We start from the raw sequence: 17715 nt of genomic DNA, 5'->3' as shown, positions 1-17715 counted from the left end.
CGTACCCGAGGTGCGGAGCCTGCCGCTGACCGCCGCGCAATCCGGCATGTGGTACGCCCAGCGCCTCGACCCGGACAGCCCCGCGCAGAACACCGCCGAGTGCCTGGAGATCCGCGGACCGCTCGCCCCGGTGCTCTTCGCCGAGGCGCTGCACCGCACCGTCGGCGAGACGGACGCGCTGCGCGTGCGCATCGAGGAAACCCCGGACGGGCCACGGCAGTTCGCCATCGACATCGAACCCCCGGGGCACGGCTTCCCGCTGCACGCCGCCGATCTGCGCGACCAGGGAGACCCGTCGGCGGTCGCCTACGCCTGGATGCGGGACGACCTCGCACGGCCCCTCGACCTCGCCACGGGGCCGCTCTTCCGGCACGCGCTGTTCCAGGTCGGCGACGCGCACTGGCTCTGGTACCAGCGCGTCCACCACATCGTCCTGGACGGCTTCGGCTACGCCCTGGTGGCCCGCCGCGCCGCCGAGGTCTACCGGGCGCTCGCGGCCGGCGGCGACCCGGGGCCCAGCCCGTTCGGCCGGCTCGGCGCCCTCGTCACCGAGGACGCCGCCTACCGCGCGTCCGAGGCGTGCGACGCCGACCGCGCCCACTGGCGAGCCGCCGTCGCCGACCGCCCCGAGGTGCCGGGCCTGGCCGGGCGCACCGCGCTGCCGCAGCGCACGTTCCTGCGGCAGACCGCCAGGATCGACACCGGCCTCACCGGCAGGATCGAGGAGCTGGCCGGCGAGGTCCGCGCCACCTGGCCCGAAGTCCTCATGGCCACCCAGGCGTTGTACGTCTCGCGCGCCACCGGCAGTTTTGGCGTCGTGCTCGGCGTGCCGATGATGGGCCGGATGGGCTCCGCCGCGCTGCGCATTCCCGGCATGGTCATGAACGTCGTGCCGCTGCGGCTGCACGTCACCCCGGCGACGACCTTCGCCGAGCTGACCCGGCAGGTCGTCCTCGGCATCCGGGCGGCCCGCCGCCACCAGCGCTACCGCTACGAGGACATCCGGCGCGACCTTGGCCTGCTCGGCGAGGGCCGGGCGCTGGTCGGCCCGCTGGTCAACGTCATGCCGTTCGACTACGGCCCGGACTTCGCCGGCGCCCCCACCGAGGCGCACAACCTCTCCGCGGGCCCGGTCGAGGACCTGACCGTCAACGTCTACGACCGGGGCGACGGCGCCGGACTGCGCATCGACCACGACGGCAACCCGGCCCTCTACGGGCAGACCGAACTCGCCGCCCACCAGGAGCGGTTCCTGGAGCTGCTGGGCCGGATCGCGGACAGTGACCCGCACCTTCCTCTCGCCGCCCACTCACTGCCGACCGCGGCCGAACGCACCGCGGTCGTCGAGGAGTTCAACCGCACGGCACGCCCGCTGCCGCCGACCACCCTCATCGGCCCCATCGAGGCACAGGCGGCGCGCACGCCGGACGCGCCCGCACTGGTCGACGGCGGGCAGACGCTGAGTTATGCGCAGCTCGACGGGCGCGCCAACCGGCTCGCGCGGTATCTGGTGAGCCGGGGTGTCGGCCCCGGAACGGTCGTCGCGCTCGCCCTGCCCCGCTCGGCCGGTCTGGTCGTCGCGCTGCTCGCCGTTCTCAAGGCCGGCGGCGCCTACCTGCCGCTCGACCCGGACTACCCGGCACAGCGGCTGCGGTACATGACCGAGGACGCGGCGCCGGTCTGCGCGGTGACCGATGTCCCCGGGCGGCTGCCGGACACCGGCCTGCCGCAGATCGCCCTCGAAGGACTCGACCTGTCCGGCCATCCGGGCCTCACGCCGCCGCGCGCGCTGACGCCGCAGCACCCGGCGTACGTCATCTACACCTCCGGGTCGACCGGCAAGCCCAAGGGTGTCGTGGTGCCGCACGCCGCGATCGACAACCGGCTGCGCTGGATGCAGGACGCCTATCCGCTGGGCGCCGGTGACCGCGTGCTCCAGAAGACGCCCTCCGGATTCGACGTGTCCGTCTGGGAGTTCTTCTGGCCGCTGCGCGAGGGCGCCACGCTGGTGCTCGCCGCGCCCGGCGGCCACAAGGACCCGGCATACCTGGCCCGCCTCATCCGCGAACAGGCCGTCACCACCTGCCATTTCGTGCCGTCGATGCTCCAGGTGTTCCTCGCCGAACCGGATGCCGCCCGCTGCACCGGACTGCGGCGGGTCTTCTGCAGCGGCGAGGCGCTGGCCCGCGAGACGGCGCAGGAGTTCGCCCGGCTGCTGCCCGACGTCCCGCTGCACAACCTGTACGGGCCGACCGAGGCGGCCGTCGACGTGACGTACCACGCCTGCCGGCCTGGCGATGCAGGCCCGGTGCCGATCGGGCGGCCGGTGTGGAACACCCGGCTGTACGTCCTGGATCCGGCCCTCGCGCCGTGCCCGCCCGGCATCGCCGGTGAGCTGTACCTCGCGGGCGGACAGCTCGCCACCGGCTACCTCGGCCGCCCCGCGCTCACCGCGACCCGCTTCGTGGCCGACCTGTACGGCCCGCCCGGCACCCGGATGTACCGCACGGGCGACCTGGCCCGCTGGACCGCGGACGGCGAGATCGAATATCTGGGACGTACCGACCACCAGGTCAAGCTGCGCGGCCTGCGCATCGAACTCGGGGAGATCGAAGCCGCGTTGGCCGCCGACCCCGCGGTGTCCGCCGCCTGCGCGCTGGTCCGCGAGGACCGGCCCGGCGACCAGCGGCTGGTCGGCTACGTGACCGCAGCGGACGGCCAGGACCCCGACCCCGAGGCACTGCGCCGCCGGCTGGCCACGGCGCTGCCCGACCACATGGTGCCCGGCGCTTTCGTCGTGCTCGATGGTTTCCCGCTCAGCCCGAACGGCAAGCTGGACCGCGCCGCGCTGCCCGTACCGGAGAGCACGGCGGGCGAGGGGCGTGTGCCGCGCAGTCACCAGGAGGAGACCCTGGCGCGGCTGTTCGCGGAGGTCCTCGGCCTGCCGTCGGTCGGCGTGGACGACGCGTTCTTCGACCTGGGCGGCACCTCGCTGCTCGCAGCGCGGCTCGTCACCCGGGTGCGGGCCGCGCTCGGCACGGACCTCACCATCGGCACCGTGTTCCAGGCGCCGACGCCTGCCGCGCTCGCCACGGCGCTGGGGGCCGGCGACGGCGGCGCGGACGACGCCCTGGGAGTGCTGCTGCCGCTGCGCGCCCACGGCGACCGCACCCCGCTGTTCGTGCTGCACCCGGCGGGCGGCATCAGCTGGTGCTACTCCGGCCTGCTCGCCCGGCTCGGCCCGCGCCAGCCCGTCCACGGCCTCCAGGCCCGCGGCCTTGCCCGCGACGAGGAACTGCCCACGACGATGGAGGAGATGGCCGCCGACTACGCCGCGCAGATCCGCCGGGTGCAGCCGGACGGCCCCTACCGGCTGCTCGGCTGGTCGGTCGGCGGGGTGCTCGCGCACACCGTCGCGGTACTCCTCCAGGAGGCGGGCGCCCGCGTCGAGTTGCTGGCCCTGCTGGACGCCTACCCGTCCGACCAGTGGCGCGATCAGGCCGTCCCCGACGAGACGGACGCGCTGACCGCGCTGCTGCGGATGGCCGGCTTCGAACGGGGCGGCGAGCTGACCCGCGCGGACGTGCTCGCCACCCTGCAACGCGAGGGCAGCGCCCTGGCCGGACTGTCCGGGCGGACCCTGTCCGCGGCCGTCGACATCGTGATCAACAACGCCCGGCTGATGCGCGCGCACGACCACCGCGTCTTCGACGGCGATGTGCTGTTCTTCACCGCGGCCGCGCCGCGCGCCGAGGACTGGCTGACACCCGGCGCCTGGCAGCCGTACGTCCGCGGCACCCTCCAGCGGCACGACATCGACTGCCTGCACCCGCAGATGACCCAGGCACCCCACCTGGACACGATCGCGGCGCGGCTCGCCGCCCGGCTGGAAGAGCTGAACGGATGACCCGCACCTCGCCTTTCGACCCGACGGAATCCGACAGCGCCACCCATCTCGTCCTGGCCAATGCCCTGGGCGAGCGGTCCCTGTGGCCGTGCCCGGTCGCGGTCCCGGCCGGCTGGGCGGCCGAGTACGGCCCGGCCTCGTACGCCGCGTGCCTGCGGTACGTCGAGTCCGAAGGCCGCTGAGAAAACGGGCGCTGCCCGGCCGGTCCCTGGGGACGGCCGGGCAGCGCCCTTTCTTCCGCTCCCGCTACTCGCTCTTCTTCTCCACACCGAAGCCGAGGTTCACCTGGTCGCCGTCCACTCCGGTCACGGAGACCGTCATCGGCTTGCGCTCACCGTCGAAGACGGCGGTGCACCGCACGGTGTCGTCCATCTCGGCACGCAGGCCGCGCGGGCAGCTCACCGCATCCGGTGCGTCGCCGGAGAAGGGGCGGCCGAAGTCCTCCTTGGCGTGCTCCTCCACCTTGTCGCGCGGCACCACGTGCTCGGCTCCGCTCGCGGTGGCGACCGAACCGTCGCCCGTCATGTTCCAGACGCTCACCGCGCCGGCCACCAGTACGGCGGCCACGGCCAGTGCGATGACGATGCGCTTCATGCGGTGCTCCTCGAATCCCGTTCCGGCCGGTCCCTCCCGGCTGCTGTCCCTCAACCGTTCGTCCCCCCGGCCCGGTTGACCGGATGAGAGGGACGGGGGAACACAGGAGGAGACGCAGGGGCGGACGGGAGGGTTCCGGGATATCCGCCGTCAGGTGGCGGGCCTCCGCGCGACGGCCGGCGGACGCGTCCTACAGCCGACCCGACCTGCGTTCCCGCAGCAGCAGCCAGGCCAGGTACACGCCTCCGGTCACGCCGGTCACCACGCCCACCGGCAGGATCGCCGAACCGGAGATCCGCTGCGTGGCCCAGTCGGCACCGGCGATCAGCACCGCGCCCATCCAGGCCGCGGGCAGCAGGTTCGGGCCCGCCGAGCGGGTCAGGCGCCGGGCCAACTGCGGTGCGGCCAGGGCGACGAACGGGATCGGCCCGGCCGCGGCCACCGCCATCGCGGTCAGCCCGGTTCCTGCGGCCAGCAGCACGAGACGGCTGCGTCCCGGCGCGATGCCGAGGGCGGCGGCCGTGTCGTCGCCCATCTCCAGCAGGGCGAGGCGTCGCGCGTGCAGCAGGACGACCGGGACCAGGACGACGAGTCCCAGGACGGCGATGGACACGTCGCTCCAGCCGCGGCCGTTGAGCGAACCCACCATCCACGTGGCGGCCTGCGCGGCCTTGCCGATCTCCGCGCGGACGTAGAGGAAGCTGGTGGCCGCGCCCAGCACGGCCGATGCGCCGATGCCCACCAGGACGAGCCGGTAGCCGTGCACCCCGCGCTTCCAGGCCAGCAGATAGACCGCGGCGGCCGTCGCGCGGCCGCCGCAGACCGCTCCCAGTGCGGTCTGCGGCGCACCCGCGTCCAGGATGATGAGGGCGACCAGCGCACCGGCCGACGCGCCGTTGCCGAAGCCGATGATGTCCGGGCTGCCCAGCGGGTTGCGGGACAGCGACTGGAAGACCGCGCCCGCCGTGCCCATCGCGAAGCCGGCCAGCAGTCCGTCGAGCGCCCGCGGCAGCCGCAGGTCGAGCACGATGAAATCGGCGCCCGGCGGCCCGTTGCCGGCCAGGGTCCGCAGCACGTCCCAGGGGCCGAGCGCGTAGCGGCCGGTGCCGATGGACAGGACGGTGACCACGGCCGCCAGGAGCGCCAGGGCCGTGCACACCAGCAGGGTCCGCCGGTCGAAGCGGAGCGAGCGGCCCGAGCCGGTCCGCACGTGGTCGCGGGCGAGGGTGACGTTCTTGAGCGGGGTCACAGCTGGGCCACCTTCCGCTGCCTGACCAGGTGGATGAAGAGGAGTCCGCCGAAGAAGGCGGTGACGATGCCCACTTCGATCTCGGAGGGCGGTACCACGACCCGGCCGACCACGTCGGACGCGAGCATCAGGACCGGTGCGTACACCGCGCAGGCGGGGAACATCCAGCGGGGGTCGGGCCCTGTGAAGGCCCGTACGGCGTGCGGGATCATCAGGCCGATGAAGCCGATCGGCCCGCACACGGCGGTCGCGGCGCCGCACAGCAGGGTGATGGCGGCAATCGCCAGCACGCGGGTGCGGCCCACGTGGGCGCCGAGGGCCTTGGCGGAGTCGTCGCCGAGCGACAGCGCGCCGAGCGGCCGGGCGACCAGCATCGCGAGCAGCGCCCCGGCCGCCAGCACCGGCAGCGCCTTGACCAGCAGTCCTGCGTCCCGCCCCGCGAGGGTGCCGACGGACCAGTGCCGCATGGTGTCCAGTGCGCCCATGTCGATCATCTGGAGGCCGTTGACGTAGCCGAACAGTGCGGCGTTGACAGCGGTTCCGGCCAGCGCGAGCCGGACCGGGGTGGCGGCCCGGCTGCCGCCGAGCATGTTGACCAGGACGGCGGCGAGCGCGGCGCCGGCCAGCGCGCACCACAGGTAGATGCCGAAGGACCGCACCCCGAAGAGGCTGATCGCGGTGACCACGGCAGCCGACGCCCCCGCGTTCACGCCCAGCAGCCCGGGGTCGGCCAGCGGGTTGCGGGTGAGCGTCTGCATGACGGCACCTGCGACGCCGAGTGCGGCGCCCGCGGCGATGCCGATCAGGGTGCGGGGCAGCCGCAAGCTGCGGATGATGGCGTCGTTCTCGGTGCCCGACGGGTCGAACAGGCCGGTCCAGACGTCGTGCAGCGGGATCTGCTTGCTGCCGACGGCCAGGCTCGCGGCGGCCACCGCAATGAGCAGCAGCAGCCCGACGAGCAGTCCGCCGGCGCGCAGCGAGGTGCGGCTGCGGGCGGGGGGCGCGTCCCGGTCCGTGGCGGGTGCGTCGGTGGTCGCGGTCATGCGGTGCGTTCCGCCCCGGGCAGGGCGCCGCGCAGGCGCCGGCAGTCGTCGTACGAGGGCAGGATGCCCTGCCGTTCGGCCTCCCGGAGGGACGGTGCGGCGGCGTCCTTGGGTGACAGCAGCGGCGCGGCGTCCCGCGGCCAGTCGATGGCGAGGTCCGCGTCGAAGGGGTCCACGGCGTGTTCGCGCAGCGGCTGGTAGCCGGTGGAGCACAGGTAGACGACGGTGGCGTCGTCGGTCAGGGCGCAGAAGGCGTGGCCGAGTCCTTCGGAGAGGTGCAGGGCGGTGCCTTCGGCGGCGTCCAGGCGCACCGCTTCCCAGGTGCCGTAGGCCGGCGAGCCGCGGCGCAGGTCGACGACGACGTCCAGGACCGCGCCGCGCACGCAGCTGACGTATTTGGCCTGTCCCGGCGGTACGTCGGTGAAGTGGATGCCGCGTACGGTGCCCTTGCGGGAGACCGAGCAGTTGGCCTGGGCGGGTCTGGGCGGGCGGCCGACGGCGGCGCCGAACTCGTCGGCGCGCAGCCACTCGTGGAAGCGGCCCCGCTCGTCGTGGTGGACGGCCGGGGTGCGCACCCAGGCGCCTTCGATGCTCAGCGGGCGCATCGGGCCCCCCTTCCGGAAGCGGGCCGGTGGGCGCCCGCGGAGTCGGCTGCGGAATCGGACGGTGCGGGGGACGGGGTGCCGGCGGCGAGGGCTTCGGCCAGTGCGGTGTGCCAGGGGCGGGGCGGGGCGAGTCCGGCCCGGTCCCAGCGTGCGTGGCCCAGGACGCTGAACGCCGGTCGGGGCGCGGGCCGTTGGAGTGCGGTGCTGGGCATCGGCCGGACCAGTTCCCCGTCGGCGCCGGTCAGCCGGAAGACCTCTCTGGCCAGGCCGTACCAGGTGGTGCGGCCGGCCGATGTGGCGTGGAAGACGCCGGCGGCGCGGTCGGCGGGCAGGCCGCCCAGGGCGAGCAGCCGGCCGGCGACGTCCCTGGCCCAGGTGGGCTGTCCGTGCTGGTCGTCGACGACCCGCATGCTCTCGCCCGCCGCGGCCTTGCGGGCCGCCGTGGTCACGAAGTTGCGGCCGTGTCCTGCGTACAGCCAGGCGGTGCGTACCACGGTGCCCAGGTGCGGGAGTTCGGCGCGGACCGCGTGTTCGCCGGCGAGTTTGCTGCGGCCGTAGGCGGTGCGGGGGGCGGCCGGGGCGTCTTCGGGGTAGGGCGTGCCGGCGTCGCCTGCGAAGACGTAGTCGGTGGAGAGGTGCAGGAGGCGGGCGCGGACGCCACCGCAGGCACGGGCGAGGGTGCGGACCGCGTCGCCGTTGACGGCCCGCGCGGCGGCTTCGGCGCTTTCGGCGCCGTCGACGTCGGTCCAGGCGGCGCAGTTGACGACGACGGCGGGCCGGGCGCAGCGCAGGGCGCGGCGTATCGCGTCGGGGCTGGTGAGGTCGAGGTCGGTGCGGGTGAGCGGCAGGACGGGCTGCCCGGTGCGCCGCAGCAGGGCGGTGACTTCCCTGCCGAGCATGCCGTCGGCGCCGGTGATCAGCCAGCCGGTCACCGCTGCCACCAGTCCCGGTGGGTGCGGTACCAGTCGACGGTTTCGGCGAGGCCCGCGTCGAAGGTGTGCTGCGGCTGGTAGCCCAGCTCGGTGCGGATCTTGGTCCAGTCGACGGAGTAGCGCCGGTCGTGGCCCTTGCGGTCGGCGACGTGCTCGACGCTGTCCCAGGACGCGTCGCAGGCGTCGAGCAGCCGGGCGGTGAGTTCGGTGTTGGTGAGTTCGGTGCCGCCACCGATGTTGTAGATCTCGCCGGGCCGTCCGCCGTCGAGTACCAGGCGCAGGGCGCGGCAGTGGTCGTCGACGTGCAGCCAGTCGCGGACGTTGCCGCCGTCGCCGTAGAGCGGGACGGTCCGGCCTTGCAGGAGGCGGGTGGTGAACAGCGGAATGATCTTCTCCGGGTGCTGGAACGGGCCGTAGTTGTTGGAGCAGCGGGTGACGCGGACGTCCAGGCCGTGGGTGCGGTGGTAGGCGAGGGCCAGGAGGTCGGAGCCCGCTTTGGAGGCGGCGTAGGGCGAGTTGGGCGCCGGGGGTTCGGTCTCCGTCCAGGAGCCGTGGGCGACGGAGCCGTAGACCTCGTCGGTGGAGACGTGCACGAAGCGCCGGAGGCCGGCGGTGACGGCGGATTCCAGGAGGGTCTGGGTGCCCAGGACGTTGGTGGAGGTGCATTCCGTGCCGGAGTCGATGGACCGGTCGACGTGGGATTCGGCGGCGAAGTGCACCACGGCGTCGTGGTGGCGCAGCAGCGCGTCGACGAGTGCGCGGTCCCTGATGTCGCCGTGCACGAAGTCGAGGCAGGGGTGGCCGAGTACGGGGGCGAGGTTGGCGAGGTTGCCCGCGTAGGTGAGGGCGTCGAGCACGGTGACCTGGGCGGTGTGGCCGGGGCCGAGCAGGGTGCGGACGAAGTGGGAGCCGATGAAGCCGGCCCCGCCGGTGACGAGAAGTCGCATGTGGGGGCTTTCGCTCGGGGAGGTCAGGTGGTGAGCCGTACGTGGCTGTGGTCGCCGAGTACCAGGCGGTGGGCGCGTGGCGCCCGGTCGGCGCCGGTGACGCGGACGCCGCGGCCGATCAGCGAGCCCTCGATGCGTCCGGCGTGGGCGATGTGCGAGCCGCTCAGGACGATGGAGAACTCGACTTCGCTGCTGGTGATCACGCAGTCGTCGGCGACCGATGTGGAGGGGCCGACGTAGGCGTCGGTGACGACGCTGCCGCGGCCGATGACGGCGGGTCCGACGATGCGGGAGCGGACCACCCGGGCGCCGGCTTCGACCCGTACCCGGCCGATGAGTTCGCTGTCCGCGTCGACGGTGCCGTCCCTGGCCGGGTCGACGTCCTCCAGGACGGAGCGGTTGACCTCCAGCATGTCCGCGACGTTGCCGGTGTCCTTCCAGTAGCCGCTGATGACGGTGGGGCTGACGGTGTGTCCCTGGTCGACGAGCCACTGGATCGCGTCGGTGATCTCCAGTTCGCCGCGGGCCGAGGGACGGATGGCGCGTACCGCGGCGTGCACGGCCGGGGTGAAGAGGTACACGCCGACCAGCGCCAGGTCGCTGCGCGGCGCGGCGGGCTTCTCCTCAAGTCGCGTCACGCGGCCTTCGGCGTCGAGTTCGGCGACGCCGAAGGCGGTGGGGTCGGCGACCTTGGTGAGCAGGATTCCGGCGTCGGGGCGGTCGGCGCGGAAGCCTTCCACGAGTTCGGTGATGCCGCCGACGATGAAGTTGTCGCCGAGGTACATCACGAAGTCGTCGTCGCCGAGCCAGTCTCGGGCGACCAGCACGGCGTGCGCGAGGCCCAGCGGGCGCTCCTGGGGCAGGTAGCTGACCTCGGCGCCGAAGCGCGTGCCGTCGCCGACCGCGGCCTCGATCTCGGGTGCGGTGTCGCCCGTGACGATGCCGATCTCGGTGATGCCGGCCGCGACCAGCGATTCGATGCCGTAGAACAGCACCGGCTTGTTGGCGACGGGGACGAGCTGTTTGGCGGAGGTGTGGGTGATCGGCCGCAGTCTGCTGCCGGTGCCGCCTGCCAGGACGAGTGCCTTCACGGTTGGTTCACTCCCGTTGTGTGCGGGGCGTCGGTGCCGGCGCCCGCGGTGTAGTGCTGCCACAGCCTGGCGTAGCCGCCGCCGTCGGCGAGCAGTTGCTCGTGGGTGCCTTCTTCGGTGATGCGTCCGCCGTCGATGACGACGATGCGGTCGGCGCGGGCTGCGGTGGCGAGCCGGTGGGCGACGACGACGGTGGTGCGGCGCCCGGCGGCCCGTTCCATGCCGCGGGCGACGGCCTCTTCGGTGGCCGGGTCGAGCGAGGCGGTGGCCTCGTCGAGGAGCAGCAGTCCCGGGTCGACGAGTTCGGCGCGGGCGAGGGCGATCAGCTGACGCTGACCGGCGGACAGCGACCGGCCGCGCTCGCCGACGGGCTGGCGGAAGCCGTGGGGCTGGGCGGCGACGGTGTCCAGGGCACCGACCGCGCGGGCCGCGGCCTCCACCTCGGCGTCGGTGGCGTCCGGGCGTCCGTAGCGGATGTTGTCGGCGAGGTCGCCGGTGAACAGGTGGGCTTCCTGGGGGACGTAGCCGAGCAGTCGGCGGTAGCCGGCGGCCGGCCAGCGGCGGATGTCGGTGCCGCCGACGGTGATCCGTCCCGCGCCGGGGTCGTGGAACCGTGCCAGCAGTTTGACCACCGTCGACTTGCCCGCGCCGGTCGCGCCGACCAGGGCGACGGTTTCGCCGGGCGCCACGCGCAGCGCGGTGGGGTGGAGCGCGGGCCGGTCGGCGCCCGGGTAGGTGTGGGTGACGTCGTGCAGGACGATCTCGCCGGTCAGCCGTCCTGGCAGCGGCGCGGGGTCTTCGGGCTCCGCGACGGTGGCCGGGACGCGCAGCAGTTCGACGGTGCGGCGCAGGCCGACGGATGCCTGCTGGTAGCTGTCGAACGCCATGGACAGCTGCTGGACGGGGGCGAAGAACATGCCGAGGTAGAGCATGAAGGCGACCAGTACGCCGGGGCTCAGGTCACCGGAAGCGACCTGGCCCGCGCCGACCAACAGGACCAGGGCGCGGGAGAGTTCGGCGCAGAGGTTGACGGCGGGGAAGTAGACGGAGGCGTAGCGCTGGGCGCGCAGCCGGCTGGCGCGGTAGGCGTCGGAGAGCTTGCCGAAGTCCTGTGCCGAGCCTGCCGTGTGGGACTGGGCCTGGGCGGTGCGCAGGCCGCTGACGTTCTCCTGGAGGCTGGAGTTGACCTCGCCGATGCGGCGGCGTGCCTCGTCGTACGCGGCCGATGACAGCCGCCAGAAGACGGCGGTGGCGAGGAGCAGGACCGGCAGCAGGGCGAGCGCGGCGAGGGCCAGCGGCGGGTGAACGGCGATCATCGCGCAGACCGCGCCGGTGACGGTGGCGAGCGAGGCGACGGAGGTGAGCAGTCCGGTCTGGAGGAAGGCGGCGAGTGCGTCGATGTCGTTGACGATGCGGGTCATGATCGCGCCGCCGCGCTCGCGCTCGTAGAAGTCCATGCCGAGCCGCTGGAGTTGGGCGAAGGCGCGGACCCGCAGGCCGAACAGGACGCGTTCGCCGGCCCGCCGGGTGATCCGGCCCTGGAGGGTGAAGGCGGCCCAGGCGATGGCCACCGCGAGGGCGGCCAGCAGGGCGGACACGGCCAGTGCGGTGCCGTCGTGCGCGCTCACGCCGTCGTCCAGGCCCCGGCGTACCAGCAGCGGCAGGGCGACGCCTGCGGCGGTGTCGACGGCCAGCAGGGCGAGGCCGAGCAGCAGCGGCAGGCGTACCGGGCGCAGCAGCCGGCGCAGCGAGATGTGCGGGTCGGGGGCGCGCAGCGGGCCGGGGGCGAGGTCCGGGTCGTGGTCGGGGGCGCCGGCCGGTCCTGCGGGGGCCGCCGGGTCCTGTGGTTCGGGCCAGAGTTCGGGGGTGGTGCCCGCGTCGGCGTGCTGCCGGGTGCGGGTGCGTTCGTCGACGGAGCCGCCGGAGCCGGCCAGCAGTTCGCGGAAGACGGCGCAGCGGTCGGTGAGTTCCTCCTGGGTGCCGCAGTCGACCAGGCGTCCGGCGTCGAGTACGGCGATGCGGTCGGCGAGGGCGAGGGTGGCGCGGCGGTGGGCGATCAGGACGGTGGTGCGGTCCTCGGTGACGGCGGCGAGGGTGGCCTGGACGGCGGCTTCGGTGGCCGGGTCGACGGCGGAGGTGGCGTCGTCGAGCACCAGGACGCGCGGGGCGGACAGCAGGGCGCGGGCGAGGGCGATGCGCTGGCGCTGGCCGCCGGAGAGGGCGAGGCCGCGTTCGCCGGTCTCGGTGGCGTAGCCGTCGGGCAGTGCGCTGATGAAGGCGTGGGCGCCGGCGGCTTCGGCGGCGGCGCGTACGTCCTCGTCGGTGGCCTCGGGGCAGCCGTAGGCGATGTTGTCGCGGATCGGGCAGGAGAACAGGAAGGGGTCTTCGAAGAGGGTGCCGACGGCGGAGCGCAGGGAGGCGAGTCGGAGGCCGGTCAGGTCGGTGGGATCCCCGGGTCTGCCGAGGCGGACGGTGCCGGACTGAGGGTCGTAGAAGCGGCTGAGCAGCAGGGAGACGGTGGATTTGCCGGATCCCGGCGGGCCGACGACGGCGAGGGTTTCGCCGGCCCGCACGGTCAGGGACAGCTCGCGCAGGACGGGGTCGCTGGGGGCGTAGCCGAAGGTCACGTCGCGCAGTTCGATCTCCAGCGGCCCGTCGGGCACCGGCAGCGCGCCGGGTGCGTCGGCGACGTCGGGCTCGGCGTCGATGAGCTCGTTGACGCGTTCGGCTGCGGCGCGGGCCTGCTGGGCGGTGACGGTGAAGTTGGCGAGCAGCCGGGCGGGGCCTGCCAACAGCGTCAGGTAGCCGGCGAAGGCGAGGAAGGTGCCGACGTCGATGCTGCCGCGCAGCGCCAGCCAGCCGCCGAGCGCGAGGATGCCGACCTGTCCTGCGGCGGGCAGGGCGGCCATCGTCGCGGTGGCGGTGGCCTGGAGGCGGGAGACGGTGATGCGGTGGGCGAAGAGGCGGCGGGCGGCGGCGGTGAGCCGGTCCGTCTCGCGCTCCTCCTGGCCGAATCCCTTGACGACGCGGACGCCGGTGACGGTCTCTTCGACGTGTTCGGCGAGGGCGGCGGCCTGCGCCTGCGCGCCGCGGGTGGCCGGAACCAGGCGGGTGCGGCTGCGGGCGGCGGTGAAGGCGAGGGTGGGGACGACGGTCAGGGCGACCAGGGTCAGCGGCGCGGACAGCCAGAGCATGGCGCAGGCCGACACCAGGAAGAGGGCGCCGACGCCGATCGGGATGGGGAGCATCCCGAGCAGGACCTGGACCTGTTGCAGGTCGCTGTTGGCGCGGGAGACGACCTGGCCGGTGCGCAGGGCGTCCTGCTGGACGCCGTCGTACCGCTGCACCGCGTCGAAGACCTGGGTGCGCAGCCGGTGCTGGACGGCGAGGGCGAGTTTGCCGGCGGCGAACCTGCGGGTGAACTCGGCGCCGAACTGGATGAGGGCGAGGGCGGCGAGCAGGGCGACGAGCGGGCCGATGCGGTCGGTGTGGCCTTGGACCGCGTCGTTCACCGCGAGGCCGGCGAGCAGCGGTCCGAAGGCTTCGAGCCCGGTGCCGAAGACGGAGCTGAGGAGGACGGCGGTCAGGAGCAGGGGGTGGCGGCGGCAGGCGGCGGCGAGCCGGCGTATCCAGCCAGGTGGCGTTGCTGATCCGGTAAGCACGAACTTAGCTTAGGCTAAGCTAAGTAGCGAACGCTCCGGGGTGGCCGAATCCGATGGACGAAACCGCCGAACCCCTCGGCAACACCTCAGCCCACGCACCTTTTTGACGGCACATCAGAGATGGGGAACTATGCGTGTCCTGTTCGCCGGGCCGCCCTTCTTCGGGCTGCTCTACCCGATGGTTCCGCTGGCCCAGGCGCTCCGCTCGGCCGGCCACGACGTGCTCGTGGCCACCTGCGGAGCCGCGGTGGGACACACCGCACGGGCCGGCCTGCCCGCCGTCGACTGCGCACCCGGCATCGACCCGGACGCGCTCTACGCCCAGCTGGAGAAGGACCGCCGGGGCAGGAAGCCGCCGTCGCCCGGCGAACGCGGCAGGCCCGCACGGGGCAAGGGATTCTCCTTCTTCAGCGACGAGATGGCCGACCGGATGACGGAGATCGCCCGCCACTGGCGCCCCGACCTGGTCGTGCACACCCCCAACGGCGTCGTCGGACAGCTCGTCGCCGCGGCACTCGGCATCCCGTCCGTGCTGCACGCCGTCGGCTTCGGCCACACCTCCGCGCACGTCGGCATGATGAACACCGCACTCGCCGACGCCTACGACCGGCACGGACTCAAGGGCCCGCACCCCGTGGCCGCCTGGCTCGACGTCACCCCGCCCGGCATGAGCCGCACCACCGAACCCGACCGCTGGTTCCAGCGCTACGTGCCGTACAACGGCGGCGCCGCGCTGCCCGGTTGGCTGTACGAACCGGTCTCCCGCCCGCGGATAGCCGTCACGCTCGGCACCGTGCGCCCGGTCGTCGACGGCGTCTCGCCCGTGCAGTGGGTGGTCGACGCGGCCCGCGCCACGGACGCCGAGTTCGTCCTGGCGCTGGGCGGCGCCGACCTCAGCGGCCTCGGCCCGCTGCCGGCGAACGTCCGCCCGGTGGACTGGGTGCCGCTCAACGCGCTGCTGGCGGCGAGCGACGCCGTCATCCACCACGGCGGCGCCGGCACCACCCTGACCGCGCTGGACTCCGGACTGCCGCAGATCGTCCTCGGCGAGGGCGCCGACCGCCCGGCCAACGCAGCCGCCGTCCGCGACCGCGGCTGCGGCCTGGTCCCCGAAGGCCCCGGCGACCTCACCCCCGCACTCGTCGAACGGCTGCTGACCGACGACGGACTGCGCACCGAAGCCCGCGCGGCCGCCGCCGAGATGGCCGCGATGCCCAGCCCCGCCGACCTCGTCCCGCGCCTGGTCGAACTGGCCCGCCGCCACGGGAACTCCGGATGAACGGCACCGCACCCACCTCGCCCGCGCGCCCCGCCCCCGACGACACCCGGCCGCTCCCCCGGCCCGCCGACAGCCCCCGCCTCACCCTCATCGCCGACCGCATCGCGGCGGCCGGACCCGCCGCGCGGGACGCCCTGGTGGCCGGATTCTGGGCGGCGGTCGAAGAGACCGGCACACCGCTGATCGAGCCGCTGGACGGCGACCCCGGCCACCGCGCCGTCACCTTCCTGTGGCGCGGCCACCGCGCCACCCGTCAGGTCCTGCTGCTCGCCAACCGCTTCATGGACCGCGACCACCTCGCCGGCTCGCTGCTCGACCGGCTGCCGGGGACCGACATCTGGTACCGCACCTATCGGCTGCGCGCCGACCACCGGGGCTCGTACCGGATGGTCGCCGACATCTCGGCGGGCCCGCAGCCCGCCACCCCCGCCGCCGTACAGGACCGGCTGCGCGCGCTCACCTCGCACGCGGTGCCCGACCCGCTCAATCCCCGTGCACTCAAGGGACGTTGGCAGGAGGCCGGGAGTTCGCTGTTCGAGCTGGACCAGGCGCCGGCGCAGCCGTGGCGCGAGGCCCGCCCCGGAGTGCCGCTGGGCACCGTCGAGCGGCACACGCTGCCCAGCGCCGCGCTCGGCGCCGACCGCCCCGTCCGTGTCTACCTGCCGCCCGGCGGCGCCACGGCCGCGCTCGACGTGCTGGTCCTGTGCGACGGCGACATGTGGTTCGGCGGCCTGGACACCCAGCACACCCTGGACGCGCTGATCGCCGACGGCGCCGTTCCGCCGCTCGCCGTGCTCGCACCGGAGGCGGTGGACCGCTCGACCCGGTGGCGTGAGCTGGGTGCCCGCGACCCCTATGTCGCCTTCCTGGCCGACGAGTTGCTGCCCTGGGCCGCGGCACGCTGGCCGCTGACCGCCGACCCGGCCCGCACCGTCGTGGCGGGCCAGAGCCTCGGTGGCATGGCCGCGCTGTACGCCTGCTTCCGGCGGCCCGAACGGTTCGGGAATGCGCTGGCCCAGTCCCCCTCGCTGTGGTGGCGGCCCGGCCTGCCGCACCACGTGCCCCAGCAGTCCGCCGGCGGCACCCCGTGGCTGGCGCAGCACTTCGCCGACGCCGAGAAGCGGGACATCCGCGTCCACCTGGACGTGGGTCTGCACGAAGGCGCCATGGTCGACCACAGCCGCGCCCTCCACGACGTCCTGCGCCGCCGCAACTACCCGGTCACCCGCGCCGAGTTCAACGGCGGGCACGACTACGCCTGCTGGCGCGGCGCCCTGGCCGACGGCCTGGTGGCCTTCCTCGGCCACTGACCCGCCGCCCCCCTCTCACCCCTCTCACTCCAAGGAGCCTCCCCGTGTCCCGCCCCTCCCTCTCCCCCTCCCACAGACCCGCCCGCCGCGCCGCCGTCGCGCTGCCCGTGACGGCGCTCGCCGGCGCCCTGGTGCTGACCGGCTGCGGCAGCGACGACGGCTCGTCGAAGAACCCGTCGTCGTCCGGCACCCGCAGCGTGACCGACGCCCTCGGCAAGAAGGTCACCGTTCCGGCGGCGCCCGAGAAGGTCGTCACGCTCAGCGAGCCGACCCTCGACGCCTCGCTGGCCCTCGGCGTCGAGCCGATCGGCGCCACCGCGGGCCGCGGCCAGAAGGGCGTGTCGGCCTACCTCGCCAAGAAGGCGGACAAGGCGGAGATCGTCGCCAGCGTCGCCGAACCCGACCTGGAGAAGCTGGCCTCGCTCCAGCCCGACCTGATCCTCCTCGACGAGACCGTCGGCTCCAAGCGGGTACTCGACAAGCTCCGGAGCATCGCCCCCACGGTCCTCACCGCCAAGCTCAACGAGGACTGGAAGACGGCCTTCACCGCCACCGCCGACGCCCTCAACAAGAAGGCGGACGCCCAGAAGTGGCTGGCCCGCTTCGACAGCGACGTGGCCGCCGCCAAGACCTCCCTCAAGGGCAACGCCGGCGCCGTGACCAGCGTCGTCCGCTGGCAGGACGGCGCCCCTTCGATCGTCGGCAAGGGCAAGGGCCACGTCGGCTCCACCCTCACCGCGCTCGGTCTCAAGCGCCCCGCGAACCAGCAGGGCGAGAGCATCGGTCACAGCGAGCCGGTCAGCCTGGAGAAGCTCGGCACGATCGACGGCGACTGGCTGTTCTTCGGCGCACTCGGCGACAAGGCATCCGGCGAGCAGGCATACCAGGAGGCCCGAAAGGTGCCCAACTTCGGCAAGCTGAAGGCCGAGAAGGACCACCACGTGGTCGTCATCGAGGGCGCCGCCTGGAACAGCTCCGGCGGCCCGATCGCCGCGCGGACGGTGCTCGACGACATCAAGTCGGCCATGACGAACTGACGTTGCCCGACCGGACCGCCGCCTTCAGCGCGCGGGCCGGCCGGACGTGCGAAGGGGGC

Annotated in this window: 13 protein-coding genes; 5 read left to right on the top strand and 8 right to left on the bottom strand. The window is 73.9% G+C overall.

Annotated elements, in window-relative coordinates; all coding sequences use genetic code 11:
• The first annotated feature begins 46 nt into the window (after positions 1 to 46).
• Both LIU39_RS17495 and LIU39_RS17490 read left to right on the top strand, forming a co-directional pair.
• The gene (locus tag LIU39_RS17495) at positions 47 to 3907 is read left to right on the top strand and encodes a non-ribosomal peptide synthetase (RefSeq protein ID WP_264482917.1); all 3861 of its coding nucleotides are present in this window, start codon (positions 47 to 49) and stop codon (positions 3905 to 3907) included.
• Positions 3904 to 4089: an MbtH family NRPS accessory protein gene (locus LIU39_RS17490; protein ID WP_227047672.1), complete on the top strand. Its 186-nt coding sequence runs from the start codon at positions 3904 to 3906 to the stop codon at positions 4087 to 4089. The genes LIU39_RS17495 and LIU39_RS17490 overlap by 4 nt, the downstream gene beginning before the upstream one ends.
• 64 nt (positions 4090 to 4153) lie before the next feature.
• Here LIU39_RS17490 and LIU39_RS17485 read toward each other — a convergent pair whose 3' ends face one another.
• The 8 genes from LIU39_RS17485 to LIU39_RS17450 all read right to left on the bottom strand — a co-directional run bounded on the left by LIU39_RS17485 (position 4154) and on the right by LIU39_RS17450 (position 14030).
• The gene (locus LIU39_RS17485) at positions 4154 to 4501 is read right to left on the bottom strand and encodes a DUF4333 domain-containing protein (protein ID WP_227047671.1); all 348 of its coding nucleotides are present in this window, start codon (positions 4499 to 4501) and stop codon (positions 4154 to 4156) included.
• Positions 4502 to 4691: 190 nt separating this feature from the next.
• The gene (locus tag LIU39_RS17480) at positions 4692 to 5750 is read right to left on the bottom strand and encodes a FecCD family ABC transporter permease (RefSeq protein WP_227047670.1); all 1059 of its coding nucleotides are present in this window, start codon (positions 5748 to 5750) and stop codon (positions 4692 to 4694) included.
• On the bottom strand, positions 5747 to 6793 hold the full coding sequence (locus LIU39_RS17475) for a FecCD family ABC transporter permease (protein ID WP_227047668.1): 1047 nt from the start codon (positions 6791 to 6793) through the stop codon (positions 5747 to 5749). The genes LIU39_RS17480 and LIU39_RS17475 overlap by 4 nt, the downstream gene beginning before the upstream one ends.
• Complete coding sequence (locus tag LIU39_RS17470; RefSeq protein WP_227047666.1) at positions 6790 to 7398, bottom strand: dTDP-4-dehydrorhamnose 3,5-epimerase family protein; 609 nt, start codon at positions 7396 to 7398, stop codon at positions 6790 to 6792. The genes LIU39_RS17475 and LIU39_RS17470 overlap by 4 nt, the downstream gene beginning before the upstream one ends.
• A complete protein-coding gene (gene rfbD, locus LIU39_RS17465) occupies positions 7386 to 8330 on the bottom strand; it encodes a dTDP-4-dehydrorhamnose reductase (protein ID WP_227047664.1) in 945 nt (314 codons plus the stop codon). Before rfbD ends, LIU39_RS17470 begins: the two co-directional genes overlap by 13 nt.
• On the bottom strand, positions 8327 to 9277 hold the full coding sequence (rfbB, locus tag LIU39_RS17460) for a dTDP-glucose 4,6-dehydratase (RefSeq protein ID WP_227047662.1): 951 nt from the start codon (positions 9275 to 9277) through the stop codon (positions 8327 to 8329). The genes rfbD and rfbB overlap by 4 nt, the downstream gene beginning before the upstream one ends.
• A 23-nt stretch (positions 9278 to 9300) precedes the next feature.
• Positions 9301 to 10368: a glucose-1-phosphate thymidylyltransferase gene (locus tag LIU39_RS17455; protein WP_227047660.1), complete on the bottom strand. Its 1068-nt coding sequence runs from the start codon at positions 10366 to 10368 to the stop codon at positions 9301 to 9303.
• Complete coding sequence (locus LIU39_RS17450) at positions 10365 to 14030, bottom strand: ABC transporter ATP-binding protein (RefSeq protein WP_227047659.1); 3666 nt, start codon at positions 14028 to 14030, stop codon at positions 10365 to 10367. Before LIU39_RS17450 ends, LIU39_RS17455 begins: the two co-directional genes overlap by 4 nt.
• Before the next feature lie 130 nt (positions 14031 to 14160).
• Between LIU39_RS17450 and LIU39_RS17445 the strand changes: the two genes are divergently transcribed.
• From LIU39_RS17445 to LIU39_RS17435, 3 genes are read left to right on the top strand one after another with little or no spacing between them, the layout of a single operon-like run.
• Positions 14161 to 15309 carry a nucleotide disphospho-sugar-binding domain-containing protein gene (locus LIU39_RS17445; RefSeq protein ID WP_227047657.1) on the top strand — a complete coding sequence of 383 codons (1149 nt, stop codon included), beginning with the start codon at positions 14161 to 14163 and terminating at the stop codon, positions 15307 to 15309.
• Entirely contained in the window at positions 15306 to 16619 is a 1314-nt protein-coding gene (fes, locus tag LIU39_RS17440) for an enterochelin esterase (protein WP_227047655.1), read from the top strand. The genes LIU39_RS17445 and fes overlap by 4 nt, the downstream gene beginning before the upstream one ends.
• Before the next feature lie 44 nt (positions 16620 to 16663).
• Positions 16664 to 17656 (top strand): ABC transporter substrate-binding protein, encoded by a 993-nt coding sequence (locus LIU39_RS17435; protein ID WP_227047654.1) that lies wholly within the window; start codon positions 16664 to 16666, stop codon positions 17654 to 17656.
• Positions 17657 to 17715: the final 59 nt, after the last annotated feature.

This window comes from Streptomyces pinistramenti (assembly GCF_020564935.1).
Lineage (GTDB): Bacteria > Actinomycetota > Actinomycetes > Streptomycetales > Streptomycetaceae > Streptomyces > Streptomyces pinistramenti.
Note: the sequence above shows the minus strand (reverse complement) of the source record. Positions and strands in the feature narration are given on the sequence as shown.

Excerpts from the sequence above, each read along its gene's own strand:
- LIU39_RS17495 (WP_264482917.1), top strand. The coding sequence starts at position 47 with ATGTGGTACGCCCAGCGCCTCGACCCGGACAGCCCCGCGCAGAACACC.
- LIU39_RS17490 (WP_227047672.1), top strand. The coding sequence starts at position 3,904 with ATGACCCGCACCTCGCCTTTCGACCCGACGGAATCCGACAGCGCCACC.
- LIU39_RS17485 (WP_227047671.1), bottom strand. The coding sequence starts at position 4,501 with ATGAAGCGCATCGTCATCGCACTGGCCGTGGCCGCCGTACTGGTGGCC.
- LIU39_RS17475 (WP_227047668.1), bottom strand. The coding sequence starts at position 6,793 with ATGACCGCGACCACCGACGCACCCGCCACGGACCGGGACGCGCCCCCC.
- LIU39_RS17470 (WP_227047666.1), bottom strand. The coding sequence starts at position 7,398 with ATGCGCCCGCTGAGCATCGAAGGCGCCTGGGTGCGCACCCCGGCCGTC.
- rfbB (WP_227047662.1), bottom strand. The coding sequence starts at position 9,277 with ATGCGACTTCTCGTCACCGGCGGGGCCGGCTTCATCGGCTCCCACTTC.
- LIU39_RS17445 (WP_227047657.1), top strand. The coding sequence starts at position 14,161 with ATGCGTGTCCTGTTCGCCGGGCCGCCCTTCTTCGGGCTGCTCTACCCG.
- fes (WP_227047655.1), top strand. The coding sequence starts at position 15,306 with ATGAACGGCACCGCACCCACCTCGCCCGCGCGCCCCGCCCCCGACGAC.